General features: G+C 67.3%; 14 protein-coding genes and 6 pseudogenes. 13 read left to right on the top strand and 7 right to left on the bottom strand.

What is annotated here, in order from left to right:
- Positions 1-125 precede the first annotated feature (125 nt).
- Positions 126-836, top strand: coding sequence for a hypothetical protein (locus JK363_RS28915; RefSeq protein WP_201879276.1), 711 nt, complete (start codon positions 126-128; stop codon positions 834-836).
- A gap of 236 nt (positions 837-1,072) precedes the next feature.
- On the opposite strand, the gene JK363_RS28910 is transcribed toward JK363_RS28915, so the two are convergent.
- Positions 1,073-2,359, bottom strand: a complete 1,287-nt coding sequence (locus JK363_RS28910; protein ID WP_201879274.1) for an RNA-guided endonuclease InsQ/TnpB family protein — start codon at positions 2,357-2,359, stop codon at positions 1,073-1,075.
- Between the two features lie 27 nt (positions 2,360-2,386).
- Between JK363_RS28910 and tnpA the strand changes: the two genes are divergently transcribed.
- The gene (tnpA, locus tag JK363_RS28905) at positions 2,387-2,803 is read left to right on the top strand and encodes an IS200/IS605 family transposase (protein ID WP_201879272.1); all 417 of its coding nucleotides are present in this window, start codon (positions 2,387-2,389) and stop codon (positions 2,801-2,803) included.
- A 172-nt stretch (positions 2,804-2,975) separates the two neighbouring features.
- On the opposite strand, the gene JK363_RS28900 is transcribed toward tnpA, so the two are convergent.
- The gene (locus JK363_RS28900) at positions 2,976-3,281 is read right to left on the bottom strand and encodes a hypothetical protein (RefSeq protein WP_201879270.1); all 306 of its coding nucleotides are present in this window, start codon (positions 3,279-3,281) and stop codon (positions 2,976-2,978) included.
- Here JK363_RS28900 and JK363_RS45055 point away from each other — a divergent pair.
- Positions 3,195-3,707: a WYL domain-containing protein gene (locus JK363_RS45055; protein ID WP_443726308.1), complete on the top strand. Its 513-nt coding sequence runs from the start codon at positions 3,195-3,197 to the stop codon at positions 3,705-3,707. The two genes, JK363_RS28900 and JK363_RS45055, sit on opposite strands and share 87 nt — an antisense overlap.
- 256 nt (positions 3,708-3,963) lie before the next feature.
- Here JK363_RS45055 and JK363_RS28895 read toward each other — a convergent pair whose 3' ends face one another.
- The gene (locus JK363_RS28895) at positions 3,964-6,423 is read right to left on the bottom strand and encodes a SpoIIE family protein phosphatase (RefSeq protein WP_201879268.1); all 2,460 of its coding nucleotides are present in this window, start codon (positions 6,421-6,423) and stop codon (positions 3,964-3,966) included.
- A gap of 9 nt (positions 6,424-6,432) precedes the next feature.
- Between JK363_RS28895 and JK363_RS41945 the strand changes: the two are divergent.
- Together JK363_RS41945 and JK363_RS44325 are read left to right on the top strand one after the other, a co-directional pair.
- Positions 6,433-7,218 (top strand): annotated as a pseudogene (locus JK363_RS41945) (recombinase family protein); the annotation flags it as partial.
- Between the two features lie 40 nt (positions 7,219-7,258).
- Positions 7,259-7,309 (top strand): annotated as a pseudogene (locus JK363_RS44325) (hypothetical protein); the annotation flags it as partial.
- Between the two features lie 24 nt (positions 7,310-7,333).
- On the opposite strand, the pseudogene JK363_RS28885 reads toward JK363_RS44325, so the two are convergent.
- Together JK363_RS28885 and JK363_RS28880 are read right to left on the bottom strand one after the other, a co-directional pair.
- Positions 7,334-8,060, bottom strand: a pseudogene (locus JK363_RS28885) (transposase); the annotation flags it as partial.
- Positions 8,053-8,925, bottom strand: a complete 873-nt coding sequence (locus JK363_RS28880) for an alpha/beta fold hydrolase (protein WP_236076184.1) — start codon at positions 8,923-8,925, stop codon at positions 8,053-8,055. The pseudogene JK363_RS28885 and the gene JK363_RS28880, both read right to left, overlap by 8 nt.
- 252 nt (positions 8,926-9,177) lie before the next feature.
- Between JK363_RS28880 and JK363_RS28875 the strand changes: the two genes are divergently transcribed.
- Positions 9,178-9,924, top strand: coding sequence for an AraC family transcriptional regulator (locus JK363_RS28875; RefSeq protein ID WP_201879266.1), 747 nt, complete (start codon positions 9,178-9,180; stop codon positions 9,922-9,924).
- Between the two features lie 501 nt (positions 9,925-10,425).
- On the opposite strand, the gene JK363_RS28870 is transcribed toward JK363_RS28875, so the two are convergent.
- A complete protein-coding gene (locus JK363_RS28870) occupies positions 10,426-11,082 on the bottom strand; it encodes a hotdog fold domain-containing protein (protein WP_236076182.1) in 657 nt (218 codons plus the stop codon).
- Between JK363_RS28870 and JK363_RS28865 the strand changes: the two are divergent.
- The 7 genes and pseudogenes from JK363_RS28865 to JK363_RS28835 all read left to right on the top strand — a co-directional run.
- Positions 11,057-11,394 (top strand): annotated as a pseudogene (locus JK363_RS28865) (MFS transporter); the annotation flags it as partial. The gene JK363_RS28870 and the pseudogene JK363_RS28865 overlap by 26 nt on opposite strands.
- 541 nt (positions 11,395-11,935) lie before the next feature.
- Entirely contained in the window at positions 11,936-12,322 is a 387-nt protein-coding gene (locus JK363_RS28860) for a hypothetical protein (RefSeq protein WP_201879264.1), read from the top strand.
- Positions 12,323-12,836: 514 nt separating this feature from the next.
- Complete coding sequence (locus tag JK363_RS28855) at positions 12,837-13,910, top strand: ISL3 family transposase (protein ID WP_201879262.1); 1,074 nt, start codon at positions 12,837-12,839, stop codon at positions 13,908-13,910.
- A 197-nt stretch (positions 13,911-14,107) separates the two neighbouring features.
- On the top strand, positions 14,108-14,899 hold the full coding sequence (locus JK363_RS28850) for a class I SAM-dependent methyltransferase (protein WP_201879260.1): 792 nt from the start codon (positions 14,108-14,110) through the stop codon (positions 14,897-14,899).
- A gap of 196 nt (positions 14,900-15,095) precedes the next feature.
- Positions 15,096-15,335, top strand: coding sequence for a hypothetical protein (locus tag JK363_RS28845; RefSeq protein WP_201879258.1), 240 nt, complete (start codon positions 15,096-15,098; stop codon positions 15,333-15,335).
- 101 nt (positions 15,336-15,436) lie between these two features.
- A pseudogene (locus tag JK363_RS28840) lies at positions 15,437-16,363 on the top strand (competence protein CoiA family protein); the annotation flags it as partial.
- 386 nt (positions 16,364-16,749) lie between these two features.
- On the top strand, positions 16,750-17,607 hold the full coding sequence (locus JK363_RS28835) for an NmrA family NAD(P)-binding protein (RefSeq protein WP_201879254.1): 858 nt from the start codon (positions 16,750-16,752) through the stop codon (positions 17,605-17,607).
- A gap of 339 nt (positions 17,608-17,946) precedes the next feature.
- Here JK363_RS28835 and JK363_RS45050 read toward each other — a convergent pair.
- Positions 17,947-19,013: pseudogene (locus JK363_RS45050) on the bottom strand (IS630 family transposase).
- Positions 19,014-19,851 lie beyond the last annotated feature (838 nt).

Raw genomic sequence — 19,851 nt, 5'->3', positions numbered from 1 at the left:
TGTTCCATCCAACCGCGGGCGGGGCACGGCGGGATGGCTTCGGACCTTCCGGTTCTTCCTTCCTTTGGCCCCCTACTGGGCGCGGATACGCTCGGAATCCTCTCCCGTCGGCCACCATCGGCGAAGTGAAGAAGCTCGGCGGCGGCCACGAACCCACTCCGATGTCCGATGAGACCCAGGCCAAGGTGGGAAAGCGCCTGGACGACGTCGCCAAGATCCTTGCCGGGGCACTGGTCGCAGTCGCCGGGATCATGACCACGCTCGGGCTCACCAGCGACATCGTCTTCGTCGCTCTCAACAATGAGTCCTGGCCCATCTACGTGGCATGTCTCTGCGCCATCCTCGCCATCGTCTGCAGCATCGTGGCCCTGCTTATCCGCCCCACGCGGCGGGGCAACCTCTGGGAGACCATCGTGCTCGTCCTCGGGGTCGTCTTCTACATGGTGGCTTTGAGCGTGGCGGTCATCGGTGCGTCCAAAGCCGCAGGCGGTAACGGGCGGCCCAGCATCACGGACGTCAAGCTCGAAGGGCCCCGATCGGATCTGAAGCTGACCTTCACCGTGCACGCGGACGGCGTGGACACCTGGGCCACCATTGAGGTCTACGGAAACGCCGTGACCAGGCATGGCGATCCGCTCGACGGGGTGGCCGACTTCTACAGCAGCACCCTGCGTCCCAACGACAAAGGCGTGGTTGAACAGCGGATCACCACGCCCGTCGTCGTACCGGCGAAAGCCTGGGGCATCGAAGTAGGTGCCGTCGTCGCTAACGGGCCCGAGCAGTGCGAGACCCTCGATCAGCGGGGGCCGACGTGCGCGGTGATCCAGCTCCCTTGACGCGTGCTCAAGAGCTTGCGGCGCGGATCCGACGGCCTCCGGCTTTCAGGTGCCCCCGCTCGATCGGTTCGCCGGACAGCCGCTGCGCGACGGCGCCATCGCGCGGATGGACACACACCGACACCCGCGGGCGCCGCGGCGGCGAGTACCCATTGCTCAATCGGCCGAGCCGTCCCGGCACGGCGCTGGGAGAGGCCGGGCCCACGCCGGGGGGCGACCAGGGGCCGCCCCGCTGATCACCGAACCAGGCCCATCCACTTGACGTGCTCCCTGGCCTGAAGTCCAGGGCTTCCGGCCTGGGTTGTCTGACCCTTCCGGGGGCTTCCTGCTTCAACGCGCTGTGCCGGGACTTTCGTCCTGGTCTCACCGGCGCTCCACAAGGCGTTGAGCGTCTCCGCCCGTCCGGCGGCGACGATGCGGCGTCCTTCGAAGAGGACGTTGCGGGCTGCGTTGTGGTCGCGGTCGTGCATGGTGCCGCACTCGTGGCACGTCCACTTTCGGATGTGCAGGGGCTTGGGGCCGTCCCGGAATCCGCAGGCCGAGCAGACCTGAGAGGACGGGAAGGCCCGGTTCACCTTGGCGAAGGTGCGGCCGTGCTTGACCGCCTTGTACTGGAGCATGCCGACGAAGGCGGACCATCCCGCGTCGTGTACGGACTTGGCGAGGCGGGTGCGGCCGAGGCCGGAGACCGCGAGGTCTTCCACGTACACCGCTTGGTTGTCGCGAATGATCTGTGTGGATGCCTTGTGGTGCCAGTCCCGGCGCCGGTCCGCCACCTTGGCGTGCTGGCGCGCGACTTTGATGCGGGCCTTGGCCCGGTTCTTCGATCCCTTGGCCTTGCGGGACAGCGCCCGCTGTAGACGCTTGAGTTTCTTCTCGGCCCGGCGCGGGAAGCGGGGGCTGTCGATCTTGCTGCCGTCGGACAGGACGGCGAAGGCGGACAGGCCGAGGTCGAGACCGGTGTCGGTCTCCGCCTGCGGGAGGATGTCCGGCTCGGTGTCCACGACGAAGCTGAGGAAGTACCGGCCGGAGCTGTCTTTGGTGATGGTCAGGGACGTGGGCGCGGCCGGCAGTCGGCGGGACCATGTGACGTTGAGGTTGCCGACCTTGGCCACGTACACCGTGCCGCCCGCTGGGAGGGAGAAGGCGTTGGTGTTGAGGCGGATCGACTGCCGGGTGTCTTTCTTCGATTTGTAGCGGGGAGGGCCGGCCTTGCGGCCCTGCCGCTTGCCCTTGAGGCTGTCGAAGAAGTTTTTGTAGGCGGTGTCGAGGTCCCGCAGGGACTGTTGCAGGACGACCGCTGAGACGTCGGCGAGCCAGGCGCGTTCGGCGGTGCGTTTGGCCTGGGTGATGCGAAGCCGGGACAGCTCGGCCGACTTCACGTACGGCAGCCCGGCCGCGTGCGCTTCCTTGCGGTCGCGCAGGCAGTCGTTCCACACCACGCGGGCGCAGCCGAACGCATTCGCCAGCGCACGGTGCTGGGTGGCATTCGGGTAGGCCCGGTAGTTGTAGCGGAGCTGCATAACCAAGATCCTACTACGATTGGTCTCATGGATGAACAAAACGACTACAGGCGTAGCAACCACGTTGTTTCGGCGACGCATGTGCATTTGGTCTTCGCTACGAAGTGCCGACAAGGAGTCTTCAACGACGAGATGCTGGCACGCTGCGAAGAGATCATGCGCAAGGTGTGCGAGGACTTCGAGGCGGAGCTGAAGGAGTTCAACGGCGAACGCGATCACGTCCACCTCCTGATCAACTACCCGCCCAAGGTCGCCGTCTCCAAGCTGGTCAACAGCCTCAAGGGCGTCTCCGCCCGCCGGATGCGGCAGGAGTTCACCGGCCGCATCAACCGCGCCATCATGCACGGGCACCTGTGGTCGCCCTCGTACTTCTCGGCATCCTGCGGCGGAGCACCGTTGGCGATCGTCCGTCAGTACATCGAACAGCAAAAACGCCCGCTCTAGAGTGCAGGTCAGAGCAGCCTTGAGATGTATTCATCCCCGGCGTGAACGCCGGGGCTTTCTGCAAGAGTCCCGGTAAAGGAGAGCCGTATGCCCGAGAAGATCGTCGGTGCTGGTGAGCTGAAACTGTGGACCGAGGACTTCGGCGACCCCGCCGACCCAGCCATGCTGCTGATCACCGGAGCGGTCGCCAGGCGGTCGCATGGCCGGACAGCCTGTGCACGGCCTGGCTGCCGCCGACCGGCACGTCATCCTCTACGACCACCGCAACACCGGCAAGTCCACCCTGGTGGACTTCGAGAAGAACCCGTACAGCTGCCATGACCTCGTCCGTGACGCCATCGCGGTGCTGGACGCCTACGGCATAGGCACCGCGCACATCGTCGGACGGTCCATGGGTCGCCCAGCTGATGGCCCTGGACCACCGTCCCCGGGTGCGCTCGCTGACCCTGATCTCCACCAGCTCGGCCGATGCGGGCAACGGTCCCACCGCTGCTGTTCACCGCCGACGAGATCACCGCTCTGGTGGCCGGGCTGCACCGGATCCGCGCCTGGCTCCCCGGGGAGGCGGTTGCATCGAGCGCCTTGCTCAAGCTCGACCAAGTCCTGCCCCGCCCCTTGCGCCGCCGCGACCGACCTTGCAACCGAGGTGCTGGAGCAGCCCGGCGCCGTGGTCGGGGCAGCGACAGTCGGCGTGATCGCCGACGCGGCGGCCGAGGACAGCAGGCTCCGGTTCCGTTACATCGACCAGCACGGCCGGCCGTCGACCCGCCTGGTCGAGCCGTACCGCCACGGCCGGTGGTACCTCGTGCCTTCGACGTCGACCGGGACGACTGGCGCACCTTCCGTCTCGACCGGATCACCAATATCTCCCCGGTGGCCGGTACCCACCAGCCCCATGTGCTGAAGGTCCTCGTCAGGGCTCTGGACGAGGACCCCGGTGGCTGGTGGGAACGTCGAAGGCAGACGGAGGAGTTGCTGCGTGGAACGTCCAGCGCGTTGGTCGCGCGTTCGCGTGCGGCGAAGGCCCACCGCAGCACTGCAGATCCCGAGGCTACCCTTCATGCTGCCTCCTGTTCCGAACGGGCAGCAGCGCCGCCAGGCGGAGGACTGGCGACAGTTGAATAGGCGAGCCCACCAGTACACGGCCGGTCATGTCGCCATCAGTTGGATCCGTGTTCGGTGAGCAGCAGGGCGATGTCGTCGGCTCGGTGGGAGGAGCCGCGGGCGTGGTGCAGGAGCCGGTCGGCGAGTTCGTCCAGTGAGTCCGCGCGGGCGTGGGCCAGTGATACTCGCAGGCGGTCGATCCCCACGCCGATGTCGGTTCCGGGTTTCTCCACCAGGCCGTCGGTGTAGAGGGCGAGGACGGATCCCGGCGGCAGACAAATACGGGTTGGAGTGTAGGTGCTCGCGTGGTCCACGCCGAGGACTGTTCCGACGTGGAGATCGAGGACGTTGGTCGTGCCGTTGGGGAGGCGGAGCAGGGGGGCGGGGTGGCCGGCGGTGACTGCGCTGGCGTGCCCGCGGTGGGCTTCGAGGTGGATGTAGCAGCAGCTGGCCAGCAGGTCGCTGTCGAGGTCGATGAGGGTGCGGTTGACGCCGGACATCACGTCGCCGGGTGCGTGGCCGGCGGCGGCGAACGCGCGTACCGCACTGCGCAACTGGGCCATGGTGGCCGCGGCGGCAATGCTGTGCCCTTCTACGTCACCGATGACGAGGCAAATCCCGGTGTCGGTGGGGATGACGTCGTACCAGTCGCCACCGATTTCCATACCGCTGGTGGCGGGCAGGTACCGTGCGACGATCCGGATGCCTGGGACTTTGGGTAGGCGGTGCGGCAGGAGCGCCTGCTGCAAGCCGTGCGCGACGGCGAACTCCGAGTCGTATAGCCGTGCTCGTTCCAGAGCCTGAGCGATCAGCCCGGCGAGTGCGGTCAGTACGCCGCGGTCCTTTTCTGTGAAGTGATGGGGGTCGTCGAAGCCGAGGACGCAGGTGCCGACGGGGCGGCCGGAGGCGATCAGGGGCAGATACACCCAGGAGCTCACTTGTCCGGTGGGGATGCCTGGGTAGCCCCGGACGAGATCCGTCTGGGACTCGATGAAGAGGGGAGCACCGGAGGTGAGGGTTTCCGTTCCGGGCAGGCGGGCGTGCAGGGGAAGACCCTGGAGCCAGTCGAGGAATGTCTCGTGGTGGCCGGTGTGGTGGAGAAGGTGCATTGCTTTGTTGCGGACCACGTAGATCGCCATTTGCTGGCCTCCGAAGGCCGGCAGGAGCTGATCGGAGACGACTTCGCAGACTTGGCGTGTGGTGACTGCCTCGGTCAGCGCGCTGCTGAGCTGCAGGACGTGGTACATCGCGCCCAGACGCGCTGGTGTGGTGGCGGGTGCCACGGTCGGTGGATACGCGGGGGCTGCCGCGGCCGATGGGGGCCTGGTGGCGGGGACCACCCGGCCGGTCACCCCGTCAGGCTGCGGGTGGAGGGAGAAAGCGAGCCACTGGTCTGGCGTCCGGCTGACCAGGAAGGAGGATGGCGCCTGCGAGATCATTGCGGAGCGGTGCCGGTACTCGACGCTGGGGTCGGACAGCCACGGCAGCACGTCCCACAGGCACTGGCCGAGTACGTCGTCGGCGGAAACGTCCAGTAGGCGCAGGGCGCAGCGGTTGGCGTAGGTGACATGCCCGTCGGGGGCAAGGGAGAACAGCCCGTCTGGCAGCCGTTCGACTGCTGCGACGGCCGCACCGCCCGCGCGGGCATCCACGACCGTGCCGACCAGATGCGTGGCCGTGCGCGCGTCGTCGGCTTCCGGTACACGGCCCCACAGCTCGATCGTGCGATATCTTTCGCCGCCGTCGCTGCGATCCCGTACGCGCAGGCGCCGCGCGGTGATCCGGCCCTCGCCCACTGCCTCGCGCACGCAGGCCCGGAAGGCGGCACGATCACCGGGGTGCAGGCACGAAGCAAGTGTGTCGGGACGCCCGTCGAAAGCGCCGGGATCGAGACTGAAGATCGCGCAGAACGCATCGTCCACGCTGAGGATGCCGGAGCCGAGGTTCCAGTCGAACAAGCCCACCTGCACGGCTTCCGCCGAGTAAGCCAGGGTCTCGACGGTAGCCGTCCCCGGTTCGCACTCAACCGGATCACCGGTACGGGCGCGGAGTTCGGCCAAGGCATCACCGAGCCGACAGGCGATGCTCCGCACGTGGCGGCGCTGGGGTTTGGACAGCCCCTCGCTGCCCGGCGAAGCCGGCCACACGATCGCCATCGATCCGAAAAGCTCCTCACCCGCGCGCACCGGCACCGAGCAGGAGCCGAAGGCATACGGCAGAGCCACCGCGAGCTGCGGATAGCGCCGCATCGTCTCCTCGGCGTTTACAAGGTGAACCGTGCGCCCGGTCGAATACGCCACGGCGACCGGGATGGGACTGCTCGCCGCAATGAGACGCCAGCCACCGAGCAGAGACGGCGGCACCCCGCACGTCGCGGCGAGGACGATCGACCGGCGGTCGCGGGAGCGCAGGAAGATGCTCCCGGCGTACGCGCTCGTTCCCTGTACGGCCTCCACGACGGCGGCCGCGAGCAAGCGTTCGCGCTCCGCCGCCCCGCTGGCGGTCAACCCGCGCATATATCCAGTATGCGCAGGTCAGAGAACGGGAGCCCAACGGAGCGCGGTGATCTCGGCCCACTGATCAGCGACTGCCGGCCACCTCCCCCTGCGCAGCCTGATACAAAAGCCGCCCAGCGTTCAGCGCACCGTCCAACTCGCACCCCGTCTACCCGCAGATCCCCGGCAGACAGGAGCTGGCCGAGATCAATCTCAGCGCCTACCACGGTTCCATTGATCCCCGGGGCCGAATTACCACACCGCGCGGTTCATCCTCGTCCCCGCGCTCCAGGAGGAGCTGGAGGTGCCGGTGCCCGAGGACCGGGGCCCGGTCGGCCGTGGAAGCCGGGCCCGCCCGTCGAGCAGGCTCCGGCGGCGCCGGCCGCGAAGCCGATCCGGATCGGGTACGCGCGCTGCTCGACCGCGCAGCAGGAGCTGCAGAGCCAGCTGGACGCGCTCGAACCGATCTGCAAGCGGATCTTCTCGGAGAAGATCTCCACCCGGGTGAAGACACGGCCGGAGCTGGAGAAGGCGCTGAAGCCGGCTTACGACATCAAGGAGGCCGCCCCCGGCCAGGAGGTCATCCTCACCGTCCACGAGCTCCAGCGCCCGGCCCGCAACGCCGCCGAGCTGATGCCCCTGTCCGGCCAGCTCCAGGGCGCCGGTGTCCAGCTCGAACTCCTCACCGGCCCGCTCAGCGGCATCTACGACCCCGATGGCATGGGCGCGATGTGCTTCGCCGCCCTGGCCGCCGCCGGCCGGATCGAGCGCAACTACATCCAGGAGAAGACCCTCGAAGGCCAGGTCACCACCGCCGTGAAGGGCAACCACGGCAGGCGGCTGAAGGTCATCGAAGGTGAAGTTCTTGTCGTGCGAGCCGCTCCTTGGCCCCTTGGATGCTCTTGACCCGACCGGCATCCACTGGGTGATCGTCGGCGGCGATGGCGGTCTTGAAGCCGGTGAAGCCTTCCATCGCGACGACCTCGACCGCGTCGCGCCAGGCTTGCGGTCGGGTGGCGAGCCAGGTCTTGAAGGCCTGCTTGGAGCGACCCTCGATCATGTCCAGCAATCTGGCTGGGCTGGTGCCGGCACGCACGGGCGTGAGGTCGATGATCACGTGACGTACTTGTCGCCCTGACGGGTGTGGCGCCAGACATGCTCGTCCACGCCGTCCATCCGGACGTCGGCGAACCGACCCTGCTCGTCGATCAGCACGCGCTTGCCTTCGGCCGGCACCGCGTCGTTCGCGGTGTTCCACGCCACGCCGAGCCCTTCCGCGACCCGGGCCGCGGTCGGGTGCTGCACGACGCTGCCTTCCAGCGCCCATCGCAGCCCGCGCCGCGAGAGCTTCGTGCGTGGCTCGGCCGCCCGGCTGGTGTCCTGGCGCCACACATGTCCGCAGCCGGTGCACCGGTAACGACGGATCGTGACCACCAGGTGGTGTGTCGCCGGCTGAGCGGCTCGTGCGCCAGCCGCCGGGTCACCGTGTCGCGCGGCGATCCTTCACAGCCGCACCGGCGGCACCACCGGTCCGGCTCAACGACTCGGCACGCCAGCACTGCACGATCCGGGTCGAGCCACTGCCCGGTGACCTCGAGGCCGAGTGCGTCGAGCCGGGCGAACGTGGTCAGGTCGGGACGGTCGTAGGCGTCAAGCACGTCGAGGTCTTCCCGATGGGTCCTCTACACCCCTACACGGCCTCCCGATCTCGGCCATGCGCGTCGTGCGGAGTTGGCCCCCGGGGACGCCGTGGTCCCAGACGAGGCATGAATGATGGGAGGCCGGATGAACTGGGCTTGTGTGGTCCTCAATGGCAAGCCTGTCGTCTGTGCGTCGATGCATCCGCGATGCATCCGCGATGCATTCGCCGAGCAGTAGTGCAGCGACCGCCTCCGGGGCCTCATGCATTGCGTCGTGGCCGGTTGGGAGGTCGTGGACCTGCCACTCGGGATCGGCTTGGAGTCGGGTGTGGAGTTCAGAGAACGGCGTCCGGTCTTCCCATCCCGAGCAGTAGATGAACTCCCGACGGGGGACCTGGGCGAGCGTGCCTGTGAGCCGGATCGTTTGCAGGAAAGAGGCGAGGGGATGGGGTCGGCGGCGGGGATCGCCGCCGTCCGGCGGTCGGACGGCGTAGCCGGTGGTCGCAGCCCCGGCAGCGAACGCTTCCCGATAGCGCTCGGTCGTTGACGACGACTCGCCATCGCGTGGTACGTAGGCGTCGAGATGCACCATTCGTGAGATCCGGCCGTCAGCGCGATCGGCGGCGGCCGCGATTACCATCCCGCCGTAGCTGTGGCCGACCAGCGTCGCGCTGGTGATGTGGGCGCGATCGAGGAGCCGCAATACGTCGTCGGCGTGCGTGTCGAGGTTGGCGGTCGCGACCGTCGCGTTGTCGTCGTCTGGCCGCAGACCGGTCAGTGTCAGAGCGTGAACGGCATGACCGGCACGCTCCAGCAGCGGAACCACCGCCTCAAACGACCAGGAGCCGTGCCAACCCCCGGGCACGAGGACGAACGTCGCCATGCGTTTCTCCTTCTCCCTCAAGCCGCGGCATCGAGGCACGCTGCCTCGATGACATGTGGTTCGGTCGGGCGCTCTGTGCGACTGAGGACCACACCGCATGGAGGCAGTGTCACCAGATCAAGGTGTGGCTTGCTACCGATAGGATGCCAACTGATGCCTGTGCGCCGGCAACCTCGCCGAATCGCCGGTGTGACGTCACATATGTGGCCGTCTGGTGGGCGCCACCTCTGGCCATCCGGCGAAACAAGCGCAGTGCAGTCGCACGCACGGGGACACCTGGTATACGCAGCCAGCGGCGTCTTGGCAGTTCACACCGAGCGCGGCACGTCGATCGTTCCCGCCAACCGGGTCGCCTGGACCCCCGCCGAGTTCACGCACTACCACCGCGCCCACGGCGACACCGATATGCGGATCGTCTTTCTCGCGCCACCCCTCGCCCGGCTCATACCAGACCATCCCGCCGTGTTTCTGGCCTCCGACCTCGCCCGCGAGGTCCTGCTCGCCCTGACCGGCCCCCGCAACTACGACGACGCCGCGCCTGACTACAGCCGCTCCGCACGCTCTCGCCTCATTCGAGTCCTCGTCGATGAACTCCGCGAAGCACACGAACAGCCACTGCAGTTGCCGGAGCCACGGGACGACCGACTGCAAGCCATCGCCCGGATGCTGTACGAGACGCCGGCAGACAACGCCACGCTGGCCGAACTCGGGAAGACGATCGGAGCCAGCACCCGCACCCTCAGCCGACTGTTCCGCAACGAACTCGGCATGACCTTCTATGAGTGGCGCACGCAGCTACGCATCCACCACGCGCTCGTGCTCCTCGCCGACGGCCACGACACCATCCACACCGCCTACGCCTGCGGATGGGCCAGCCCCAGCAGCTTCATCGCAGCGTTCACCAACATCATCGGAACGACCCCGGGACGCTACCGAACCAGTCGCCATACCATCGCCCACGCATCTCAACTCCCGACGGTGGTCAAGTCCTCGGGGTGATCCGTACTCGCACCCGGGCCGATGTGGTCCGCGATCGGACAGGAGGCGGACCCCCGTGTGCCTTGCGATTCCCGCACAACTACATCGGCGGCACCAACCATCGGCTTGACCACGCGACAAGCCAGGACCGCACGATGAGGCTCAAAGCGTAGCCCCACGACGACCAAACCGAGACTCGTCGAGCCCGGCAACCAACCGGCAAAGTCTACACCCTCGACTGCGAATGCCCCCTTTCTCACGGTGCGGAGATCAACCCGCGGCCCGGTCCTCGCCTGCCTCTCCCGGACGCAGTACGTCACCCTCCGGGCCACGGGTTCCCGGATGGGACGCGTGGTGGTCCCTCATCCAATTGTCCTCGTCCAGTGCGGGTGGTTCGCCCTCACGTCACCGTAACCGTTCGGCGAACGGCCCTCGTCCCTCGTGCTCCTGACGTCGAGGCTGACCTGCGGCGGGATCTCGCGGATGGCTGCCGCAACGCGCGGATCATGTACACACCCCTCGCTAAAGCGGCGTCGGCCCGGGATCAAGCCACAACGCCTCGGAAACGGCGGACAGTTCGCCCTCCGCCGTAGCGAGCGCCACACCCATCATGTGTTTGCGGCCGGACTCGGACAGCAGCCACGCGTACGCGATGTACGGCTCACCCGTGGCCACTGGTCGGAGAATCGTGCCCGTGAGAGCTGCGGTGACCGCGCCCGGTTGCAGGGTGCCGAGAAGGCGGCCCGCCCAGTTGCCCGGGCAGTCCAGGGCGGCCCAGACCAGCCGGGTCGGGAGGAGGCCGTCCGGCTCGGCGAAAGCGGGGGAGGGGACCCAGACAGAGGCCACAAGGTCGCGACCCGGCACCGGCGTGCAGTGCATACGCAGGCCGCGGTCAGCAGTACGCGGACCGCAGCCGAAGCAGTCGATCGCACCCGACGGCGGCGCCGCTCGGAACCGCTCCGTCGCGGCAACCGCCTCGTCCCAGGAGGGCGCGGGCGGTGCGTCCAGCAGCAGTTCGGCGGGACGCGCAGTGGCGAGGGGCCGCTCGGTCTCGCCCAACTCAACGACCCCTCCAGCTGTTTCGGCGATCCGTACGGGCACGTCCAGCGGCACCGGCCCACGGAAGTCCACTCGTGCCGTCTTCGCCTCGGAGCTGCCGTGGACACTGGGGCTCCTCATCGTCGGAATCGTGGCCCTTGACTTCGCGGTCCAAGCCGTACATGTGAGCAACCAGCACCTGCTCACCACCGCGCATCCGGAGCGCACCAGCAGCGTCATCGGCGGCTACATGGTCTTCTATTCGCTCGGCTCCGCCCTCGGTGCAGCCGCAACCACCGCCATCTACACCATCCATGGCTGGGCGGGCTCCAGTCTCCTCGGGGCCGGATTCGCGGTCTGCGCGATGGCCGTCTGGGCGACGAACACGCGACTGCCCTCGACAGCGCAAACTTCCGTCGCTCTCGGCACAGAGCAAGCGCGATCGAGCCGTGAAGCAAAAGACAAGGGGTTGGTCAAGCCGGACAGATGATGAACGCCGCAGAGTCCCTTGAGTACTCTCTGGCCTCTTCAGCCTGGAGCCTGGACCTTGCTCCTGGCTCAATGCCGGTCGGTCTGTAGTCGGAGTAGTCCGGGCCAAATGAGGCGCGGGCAGTGGTAGCCGCCTGCCGAGGAAATGACACGGAGCTGAGAGGGAAACGGCCCGTCGCGACGTGAGACAGTGAGAGAAGCAGCAGGTCACAACGTCGTCGCAGGACAAGGAAGTTGAGAACCTACAGTTTTCCGCTTCAGGGTCTCAGGTTTCGTGTCATTTCTCCGGCGCGGTCTCACGCGGATGTCACACGGAGGCCGAGAACATACATCCGCTGTAGGTCCGAGGTTCGGTGAGCACTGTCGACGGATCATGAGCACTGATTGAGCAAATCCAGGTGATCAAGAGCACTGGCGACAGTCAGTATCGGGACCAGGTCCCGGATATCGTGGCCGTTCAACGCCACGGCCCCGGCCAGCCGTTGGCGAGCCGAGAGGAGGGGGCATGACCATGGTGACCCGCATGGTCACTCATGCCGATCTGGACGACGTTGCCACGGACGTTCGGCAGATATCGGTGTCTGCACGGCTTGAGGCCGTACTCGCGGACGGCCGCAGCCTGGTGCTACTCGACGATCGTGGCTGGAGCGTCTCCGGCTCAGTGGATATCCGGGCGTGGATCTCGGCCGAAGACGTCGAGAGTGACACCCGGATAGTGGTCGGGCCGGACGAGCCGTTCGACGGCAGGACACATGAGCAGATGGCAGCCGACCACTGGAGCTCTCTGGCCAGCATCCTCAGGCACCAGGGTGTGGACGTGGACGCACAAGAGCTGGAGCGGCTGCCGCATGACGTCGTGCTCAGCGAACGCCTTCGAGCATGGATCGCCTGAGAGGCCCAGGCCAGTCACACAGCGCACTGATCGCGGCCCGGTGTTCGAGCCGGGGACGTCCCCGCGCACCTACATGCCAGCACTGACCGACGCCGCTAACCGATCAGGCGCATCAAGCACGAAATCCATCATCCGTCACTGGGGCAGACACCCACTCCTGGGCGCCAGCCCCTGATTGCTCACGGCTGCCGACGCGACGAGTGCTCACAGACCCGGATTCCCGCGCTTTCGCAGGACTCAGTGCTCACGAATCCGCGGACCCTGCAGCCGCGTGGAGTCCCGCGATCCATGGGTGAGAATAGACAGCAGCGAGTGCTGGCCACTAACCAATCATCTCACGCGCCACATGATGGCTCTTCGAAATTGGTGGGGGGTTGAGCGCCGGACGGGGTTCCACTGTGGACCCTGACCGATAGATGCCGGCAGCTCTCGTAGATCATGTTGTTGTCGAAGCAAGATGATCACAACAGAAGAGCTACGGACGTGGCAAACGATACGACGCGGTTGTTGGGCCTTGACGGGCCTGGCCGTGGTCGGGGTCGCCGACGACACCGACGGGCCGGTGGTGCACCTGGTCACCGCTGATGAGCGGGCACGCCACTGCCCAGACTGCGGCGCCCGGGCGCGGCGGTCGAAGGACCGGCGGGTGACCCGGCCGCGTGACCTATCGGTCGGTAGCCGCCGACCACGGCTGGTGTGGGCCAAGCGCCGCTGGCGCTGCGACGAGCTGACGTGCCGGCGTCGCTCGTTCACCGAGTCGGTCCCGCCAGTACCGCCACGTAAGCGGCTAACCACACGATTACGGGCTGCGGCCGGGGCGGCGGTGGCCGATCAGGGCCGCACGGTCGTCCAGGCGGCCCGCGACTATGCGCTCTCCTGGCCGGTCGTTGCGGGGGCGTTCACCAGTCACGCCCGGGCGGTGCTGCCGGCCCAGCCCGAGCCGGTGCAGGCGCTCGGTATCGACGAGATCCGCCGAGGCCGGCCGAGATGGATCCCCGACGAGGCCACTGGGATCTGGCAGACCGCCGTGGACCGTTGGCACGTCGGCTTCGTCGACCTGTCCGGCAAGCAGGGCCTGCTCGGGCAGGTCGGAGGCCGTACCGCCCAGGCGGTCATCGCCTGGCTGGCCGACCGCGACCAAGCCTGGCGCGACGCGGTCCAGTACGTCGCGATCGACATGTGCACGATCTTCAAGTCGGCGATCCGCCGGGTCCTGCCGCAGGCCACCCTGGTCGTGGACCACTTCCACCTGGTGCAGCTGGCGAACCAGACCCTCACCGAGGTCCGCCGCCGGGTCACCGTGACCCACCGCGGCCGGCGCGGCCGCAAGGGCAACCGCGAGTGGGAACTGCGCAACCGGCTCACCCGCTCCGCCGCCCGGATGCGCGGCGAGCATGTCGACGCTCTCCTCGACGAGCTGTCCAACCTGCCCAGGGTGATCGGCGCGCCGATCACCGTCGCGTGGAACGCCAAGGAAGACCTCCTGGACCTGCTTGCCACCGCCCGGACCGGGAACAGGTCCGCGATCTGCTGTACCGGTTCTACCGCCGATGCGCCGACGCCGACCTTCCCGAACTGCAGCGCCTAGCCACAACCGTCAAGACGTGGTGGCCAGAGATCCTTGCGTTCCTGCACACCGGGATCACCAGCACGACCACCCGTCGAGCCCGTGGACACCTCGATGCCCGCTAATTTCGTTGAGCCCGCACCCTGCAATCGTGTTGGCTAGCGGCACCGAACTGTCAGGACCGCAGGTGTCCGCTTGGCTGTAGCAGGGAGTTGAACGTGCAGGACATTGTTGTCGACCCGGTTGCCCACAATCGGGCAGCCTGGGACAAGTATGTCCAAGAGGGCAACGAGTGGTCGAGGCCGGTGAGTGCTGAGGATGTCGAGCGCGCCCGCATGGGCGACTGGTCGATTGTTCTCATCGGGCGTGAGCCAGTCGACCGCTCCTGGCTGCCGACGGACCTGACCGGCAAGGACGTGTTGTGCCTGGCCTCCGGCGGTGGCCAGCAGGGTCCGATCCTCGCCGCCGCAGGGGCGCGGGTCACCGTATTCGACAACTCACCCCGCCAGCTCGGCCAGGACCAGATGGTGGCGGCGCGCGACGGACTCGAGCTGCGCACCGTCCTAGGCGACATGCGCGACCTCAGCGCCTTCGGCGACGCAACATTCGACGTCGTATTCCATCCGGTCTCTAACCTATTCGTACCAGACTTGGCAGCGGTGTGGCGTGAGTGCTTCCGCGTCCTGCGACCGGGCGGAACTCTGCTCGTGGGCTTCCTCAACCCTGATGTGTACTTGTTCGACCACGAGGCGCTCGACGAGCGCGGCGAGCTGATCGTCGTGCACAAGCTGCCCTACAGCGATGTCACGCAGTACTCCGCCGAGGAACGCGCCACGAAGTTCGGCGCGGATGCCCCTCTTGAATACAGCCACACCCTCACCGACCAGATCGGCGGGCAACTCGCCGCGGGGTTCGTCCTCACCAGCTTCGCGGAAGCGCCGCACCAATCCAACGCATCCGCTCAATACATGTCGAACTATTTTGCGACGCTGGCGGTCAAGCCGGGCTGACCCAGCCGCGGGGCCGGCCGAGACGGCCGTGTCTCCGAATGGCCAAGTGGAGCGCTGTGCCAGCCCGACCCCCCACTAACTTCGCTGAGCCCACATGATGCACAGCAATTACCCCCGCACCATCAATTCGCACTCGAGTGCGAACTCCTGGATTCCGGACAGGGTCATTGTCAGTGCCGCCTTCTACGCTTTTCTCATGGCGAACGGAGTGTTCCACACCGGGTACCAGATCATCATCAAGCTGGCTGAAGCAGACCTCGGCAACCCCGGCCGCCCTGGCCTCCTGGAAGAGATCACCCAGCCAATCAATAAGCGCGACCGCCACCTCTTGCATTGCCTGGAGCACCACAAACACGGCGTGTGCCAGGCAGAAGAACACGACCGCTCACCCTGGATGGCGATCCGTCGAAGGACCGTGGGCGCACCACACTCGTAGCCGCACACCTGCCCCTGCGGCACACCCCCACCCAAGAAGAGAGCGACAAACACAAGGCGATGAAAGAACGCATCGCCTGAGCCGCCGAGCGGCACGGCTTATCCGCAGAACTGGAAGCCCGCACCCACGACGGCAAAGTGCGCAGCGACGTGCTGGTCACCGGCCCGGCCGGCCGTGTCGGCTGGGAAGCCCAGTACTCGCCGATCACCGCGACAACCGTCCGACGCCGCTCCCAAGCCGCAGCAGACCACGGCATCATCCCGTTATGGGTCACCAACAGCGACGCCGCGGCGCTGATCGAAAGGGCTCCATGGGCCTTGGTCGACGACGTCTCCTGGCGGCGGATCATCTCGCGCAACGCCCTGCTCGTGCGGGCTGGCGTGCGGCACCTTCAACGCTGGAAATGCAGCCGCTACAGCGAACGCCGCTGCCCCGTGACCGACAGCGACGTCAACGCATGCGGACGCCTCCACGTCCAGTGGGACCTTCCTGCCCTGTGTATCCCGCAAAAACGCCACACCGAGATCGACGAACTCGTCACGGCCAGCGCTGACGGCGAATACGTGCCGATGCGGATTCCAAGCCAGAGTGATCCGCACAGCCACTCCCGCATGTGGGTTCCTTCCGAGGACCGAGACGAATGGCTCGACATTGTCGGCCCCGAGAACGAACCCACAGCCTCCCCGCCGACTGACAACGAACTCACCTTCACCGGAGAGCCGCTCGACATCAGATGCCGGTACGGCGAAGAAACCATGATCTTCAACGACCGCCGTCCCCAGCGAGCCAAGGCCGACGCCACCGGCCTCCACACCTTCGACGAAATCCCCCAGCGCCTCTTGAAGATTCCCCAACAGCGAGAACAACGCCTCAGCGTTACACCGCAGCAACGCCAAGCAGCGGCTGCACTGTACGGCTGCCCGGTCTGGCACATCGGCCCCTGCGCTGGCTGCGCCTCGCCAATCCACCGGTACGGCCCAGGAGGGTCCCATGCCTGCCGGGCCTGCAGGACTCGAGTCGCCCAGTGAGGATCCGGGGGTCTCAGTGAAAGTAAACAGGTCGGCGTACGGACCACCGAGAGGGCTTGAGAACTCCCAATGCTCCCTCGGGTCGGTAGCCCCAGCGAGCCAGGCGGCTTCGGTCCAGGTGGCGACCCGGGGGTGGCCGCAGAAGTGTAGACACGGAGGAATGGAACGGCGGCGCGGCCCGCGCTCTACGCCGCTGGCTGTGTACGCGAGAACGGGAGTCGACTGTCAACGACTTCGGGAGTCACCTCCCGCCCTGCCTTCATGATCAATGTCGATGAGTTCGGGAGTCGCTGCGTCCTTGACAGCCCGATGCAGGGTTAGTGTCGTCGCTTCTGGCCCGAGGCTTGCGGACAGAAGCTGACCGCAAGGCTCCCTATGGTCGTGCCATGACGCAGACGCAGAAGATTCTTGTCACCGGCGCCACCGGAACCGTCGGCCGTCAGGTCGTCGCCGAACTGCTCGCCCGCGGCCACGCGGTCCGTGCCCTCACACGGGATGTGGCGAAGGCCGCCTTCCCGGTCGGCGTTGAGGTCGTCCAGGGCGACTTGACCGAACCCGACAGCTTGATCCCGGCCCTGGAGGGCGTCACCGGTCTCCATCTGATCACCTTTGGCGGGGCCTACTTCGCCCCGCTGGAGACCGGCCCGCGGATCCTGGAGCTGGCTCGCGCGGCCGGTGTACGCCGGGTCACCGTGCTGCACGGCGGCGGGCCGTCCCTGCTGGAGGACGCGGTGCGTGCCGAGGACGGTGTGGACTGGACCGTGCTCATGCCGGTCGAGTTCATGGCCAACGCCCTGGAGTGGGCGGACGGGATCGTGGCCTCGGGCGAAGTCCGAGAGCCGTTCGTCTCCCGGCTGAGCGCCATGGTCCACGAGGGTGACATCGGCGCCGTTGCCGCGGTCGCGCTCACCGAGGAGGGTCACGGGGGCCAGGAGTACGTGATCACCGGTCCCGAGCTGCTGACTGTCGGCGACAAGGTGTCGACGATCGCCGCCGCCAGCGGCCGGGAAATCGCCCTGGTCGAGCTGACCGAGGAGCAGGCCGTCGCACAGTGGCGGGTGGTGGGCCATCCGGAGGACGTGATCGGCTTCCTGATCGAGGCGTACGGGAACACCCCGGAGGTGGGCCGCACGGTCATCGACACCGTCGAGAAGGTCACCGGTCACCCGGCCCGCACCTTCGCCCAGTGGGCTGCGGAGCACGCGGACGCCTTCACGGCGCGGCGCCCCGTGGTCACGGCATAGTCCCCGTGTAGTACGTGGGACGGGCGCGGAAGGATCCGCATCAGGTGACGGCCTCGTCGGGCCCCGCCCGACGTGGCCAGGGTGGTTCCCGCTCTCGTGAACATCGACGATTCGCGCGAGCGTGGGACTCCCCATCTCGCGTCGAAACGACGTCGGTACTCACGTACATAGCCACGCGCCGCCACGGGGGCGCGCGATGGTGCTTCGAGAAGCGGACTGTGGGGTGAGGCCGAGCCCACGATCGGCTCTGTGCGGGCTGGGCCACAGGGTGGGCGCCCGGCCGCCGCCCCGCGTGGGGCAGCGGTTACTGAGGTTGAACTCGTGATGTCGCTGGGTTGCTCAGGTGGGCCTGATGGTCAGGCCGGTCTCGGCGAGGCAGCCGTCTATGAGCTCGCTGCGGTACTGGATGTGCCGTAAGCCGCGTCGGATGCGCTGGATGAGGTGCTGGGGGGTGGTGAAGGGGACGTTGGACAGCCAGCCGCGCCGTAGCAGGGACCAGACGCCCTCGACGGGGTTGAGGTCGGGTGCGTAGGGCGGCAGGTAGTAGATGGTCAGCCAGTGCCGGGATGCGGCGAACTCCCTGAGGCCGGCGGCCTTGTGGACGTTCAGGTTGTCCCAGATGAGCACGATCGGGTCACCGAGCTGCCGGTGTGCGGCGATGAGGCAGGTCCCGGTAGTCGCGCCAGGAGAAGCTCTTGCGTCCGTCGCGCCGGCCGTCGTCCCTGCGCGGCCGGTAGATCAGCCGCGACCGGTGGCCGGGCTTGTAGCAGGTCGGCGCGGCGATCGATATCCGTCTGCGGGAGCGGCCGCGGACTCGCACCACCGGGTGCGGCCTCGCTGAGACCAGGTCTTCGCTTGCGGCGGCGTCATGGAGAATCCGGCTTCGTCCTCGAAGACGAGCCAGGCTCCACGGGCCGCCGCGAGTCTTCCGCGCAGGGCCACACCTCCTTGTCCCACCCGGGCACGGCCTCCTCGTCCCGCTCGACGGCTCGGCGAGCCGGGACCTGGCAGGACCAGCCGTTACGCACCAGCAGCTTCCGCACGCCCTGGACCGTGTAGGTCAGGTGGAAGCGCCGACCAATCACCGTCTTCACGCGGCTCAGGGTCCAGCGTTGGTCCTCCCAGCCGTGTGCGACCGACCCCTTGGCCAGCTCCGCTTCCAGCTGAGCGAACTGTTTCTCACTCAGCCTCGGCAGCGACGCCGGCCCCTGCGATCGCACAGCCCGTGGACCGCCCTCCTCCCACGCCTGCCGCCATCGCTGCACCGACCGGACGCTGACGCGTAGATCCTTGGCGATCACCGAGCTCGCCTCACCCCGGGCGAACCGCTCAGCCGCCTGAAGCCGTAACTCCTCGCGGAACTGTTGCCGTTCGGCGGTCAGCCCGCCTCCCTGTGGATACCGCATGCCCCGGTGATACCGCACGGGCGACAAGCCGTCAGCCCCTACGACTCCACGAGTTCAACCTCAGTAACGCAGCGCCGACGCCTGCCCCCGCAGCCAACCCCGTGCGCACCGCCTCGATGCGCTCTTTGGCCCGTTCTCTAGCGGGCTGCAAGTGAGTAGTCTGGGAGACGAGCAAGCTGTGGTAGTCCAGACCGCGGTCAGAACAGCCAGCACAGCCATAACGACCCACCACCACGGAATGGGGCGTGCCAACCGTTGTCGCTGCTCCGGCTGTCGACTCCGCCGGTAAAGTTCCTTGGCGGTCACGAGACACATCAGGACGCCGCCAATTTAGGAGAAGCGGGGTGGGCTTGGCGAGGCTTATCCACGGTCCCCAGGAGACTGCGGCAGCAATGAGGACCCCGACCGCGGCCGTCGCGAGGCCCGGGGCAGCCGCTCTGTGAATCCATCTGCTGGTAGTCAGGTCGGCTCCTTCCAACCAAACTGGATCCCTCGGACTCAGAAGACACCGTGGCCATCCGCACCACATTGGGAGTTCAGGACTCGCCGTCGAAGATGGCTGACACCACCCGAGCAGGTGAGCGTCTGGTCCATGGGTGCGGCAGTGACGACCGGTTGACCGGTCCGCGCCGCGATGGTGGACGCGGCCCGGTCTGTGGGGCAGTTGGCCGAGGCCAGCCGGGGAGTTGCGGCTGCTCGCCGATGATCTGGCGGCGCTACTCGACCAGCAGACCTCGCACCTGATCACGACGACCTCGCGGGACGACGAGGCTCCAGCGCCTGAAGTGGGCCTGGCTGGAGCTGGTTTCGTTGACCGTCGCGCCCGACCGGACCTTGC

Source organism: Streptomyces coffeae (genome assembly GCF_016741875.1).
Classification (GTDB): Bacteria; Actinomycetota; Actinomycetes; order Streptomycetales; family Streptomycetaceae; genus Streptomyces; species Streptomyces coffeae.
This window is presented reverse-complemented; position numbering and strand designations above follow the sequence as displayed.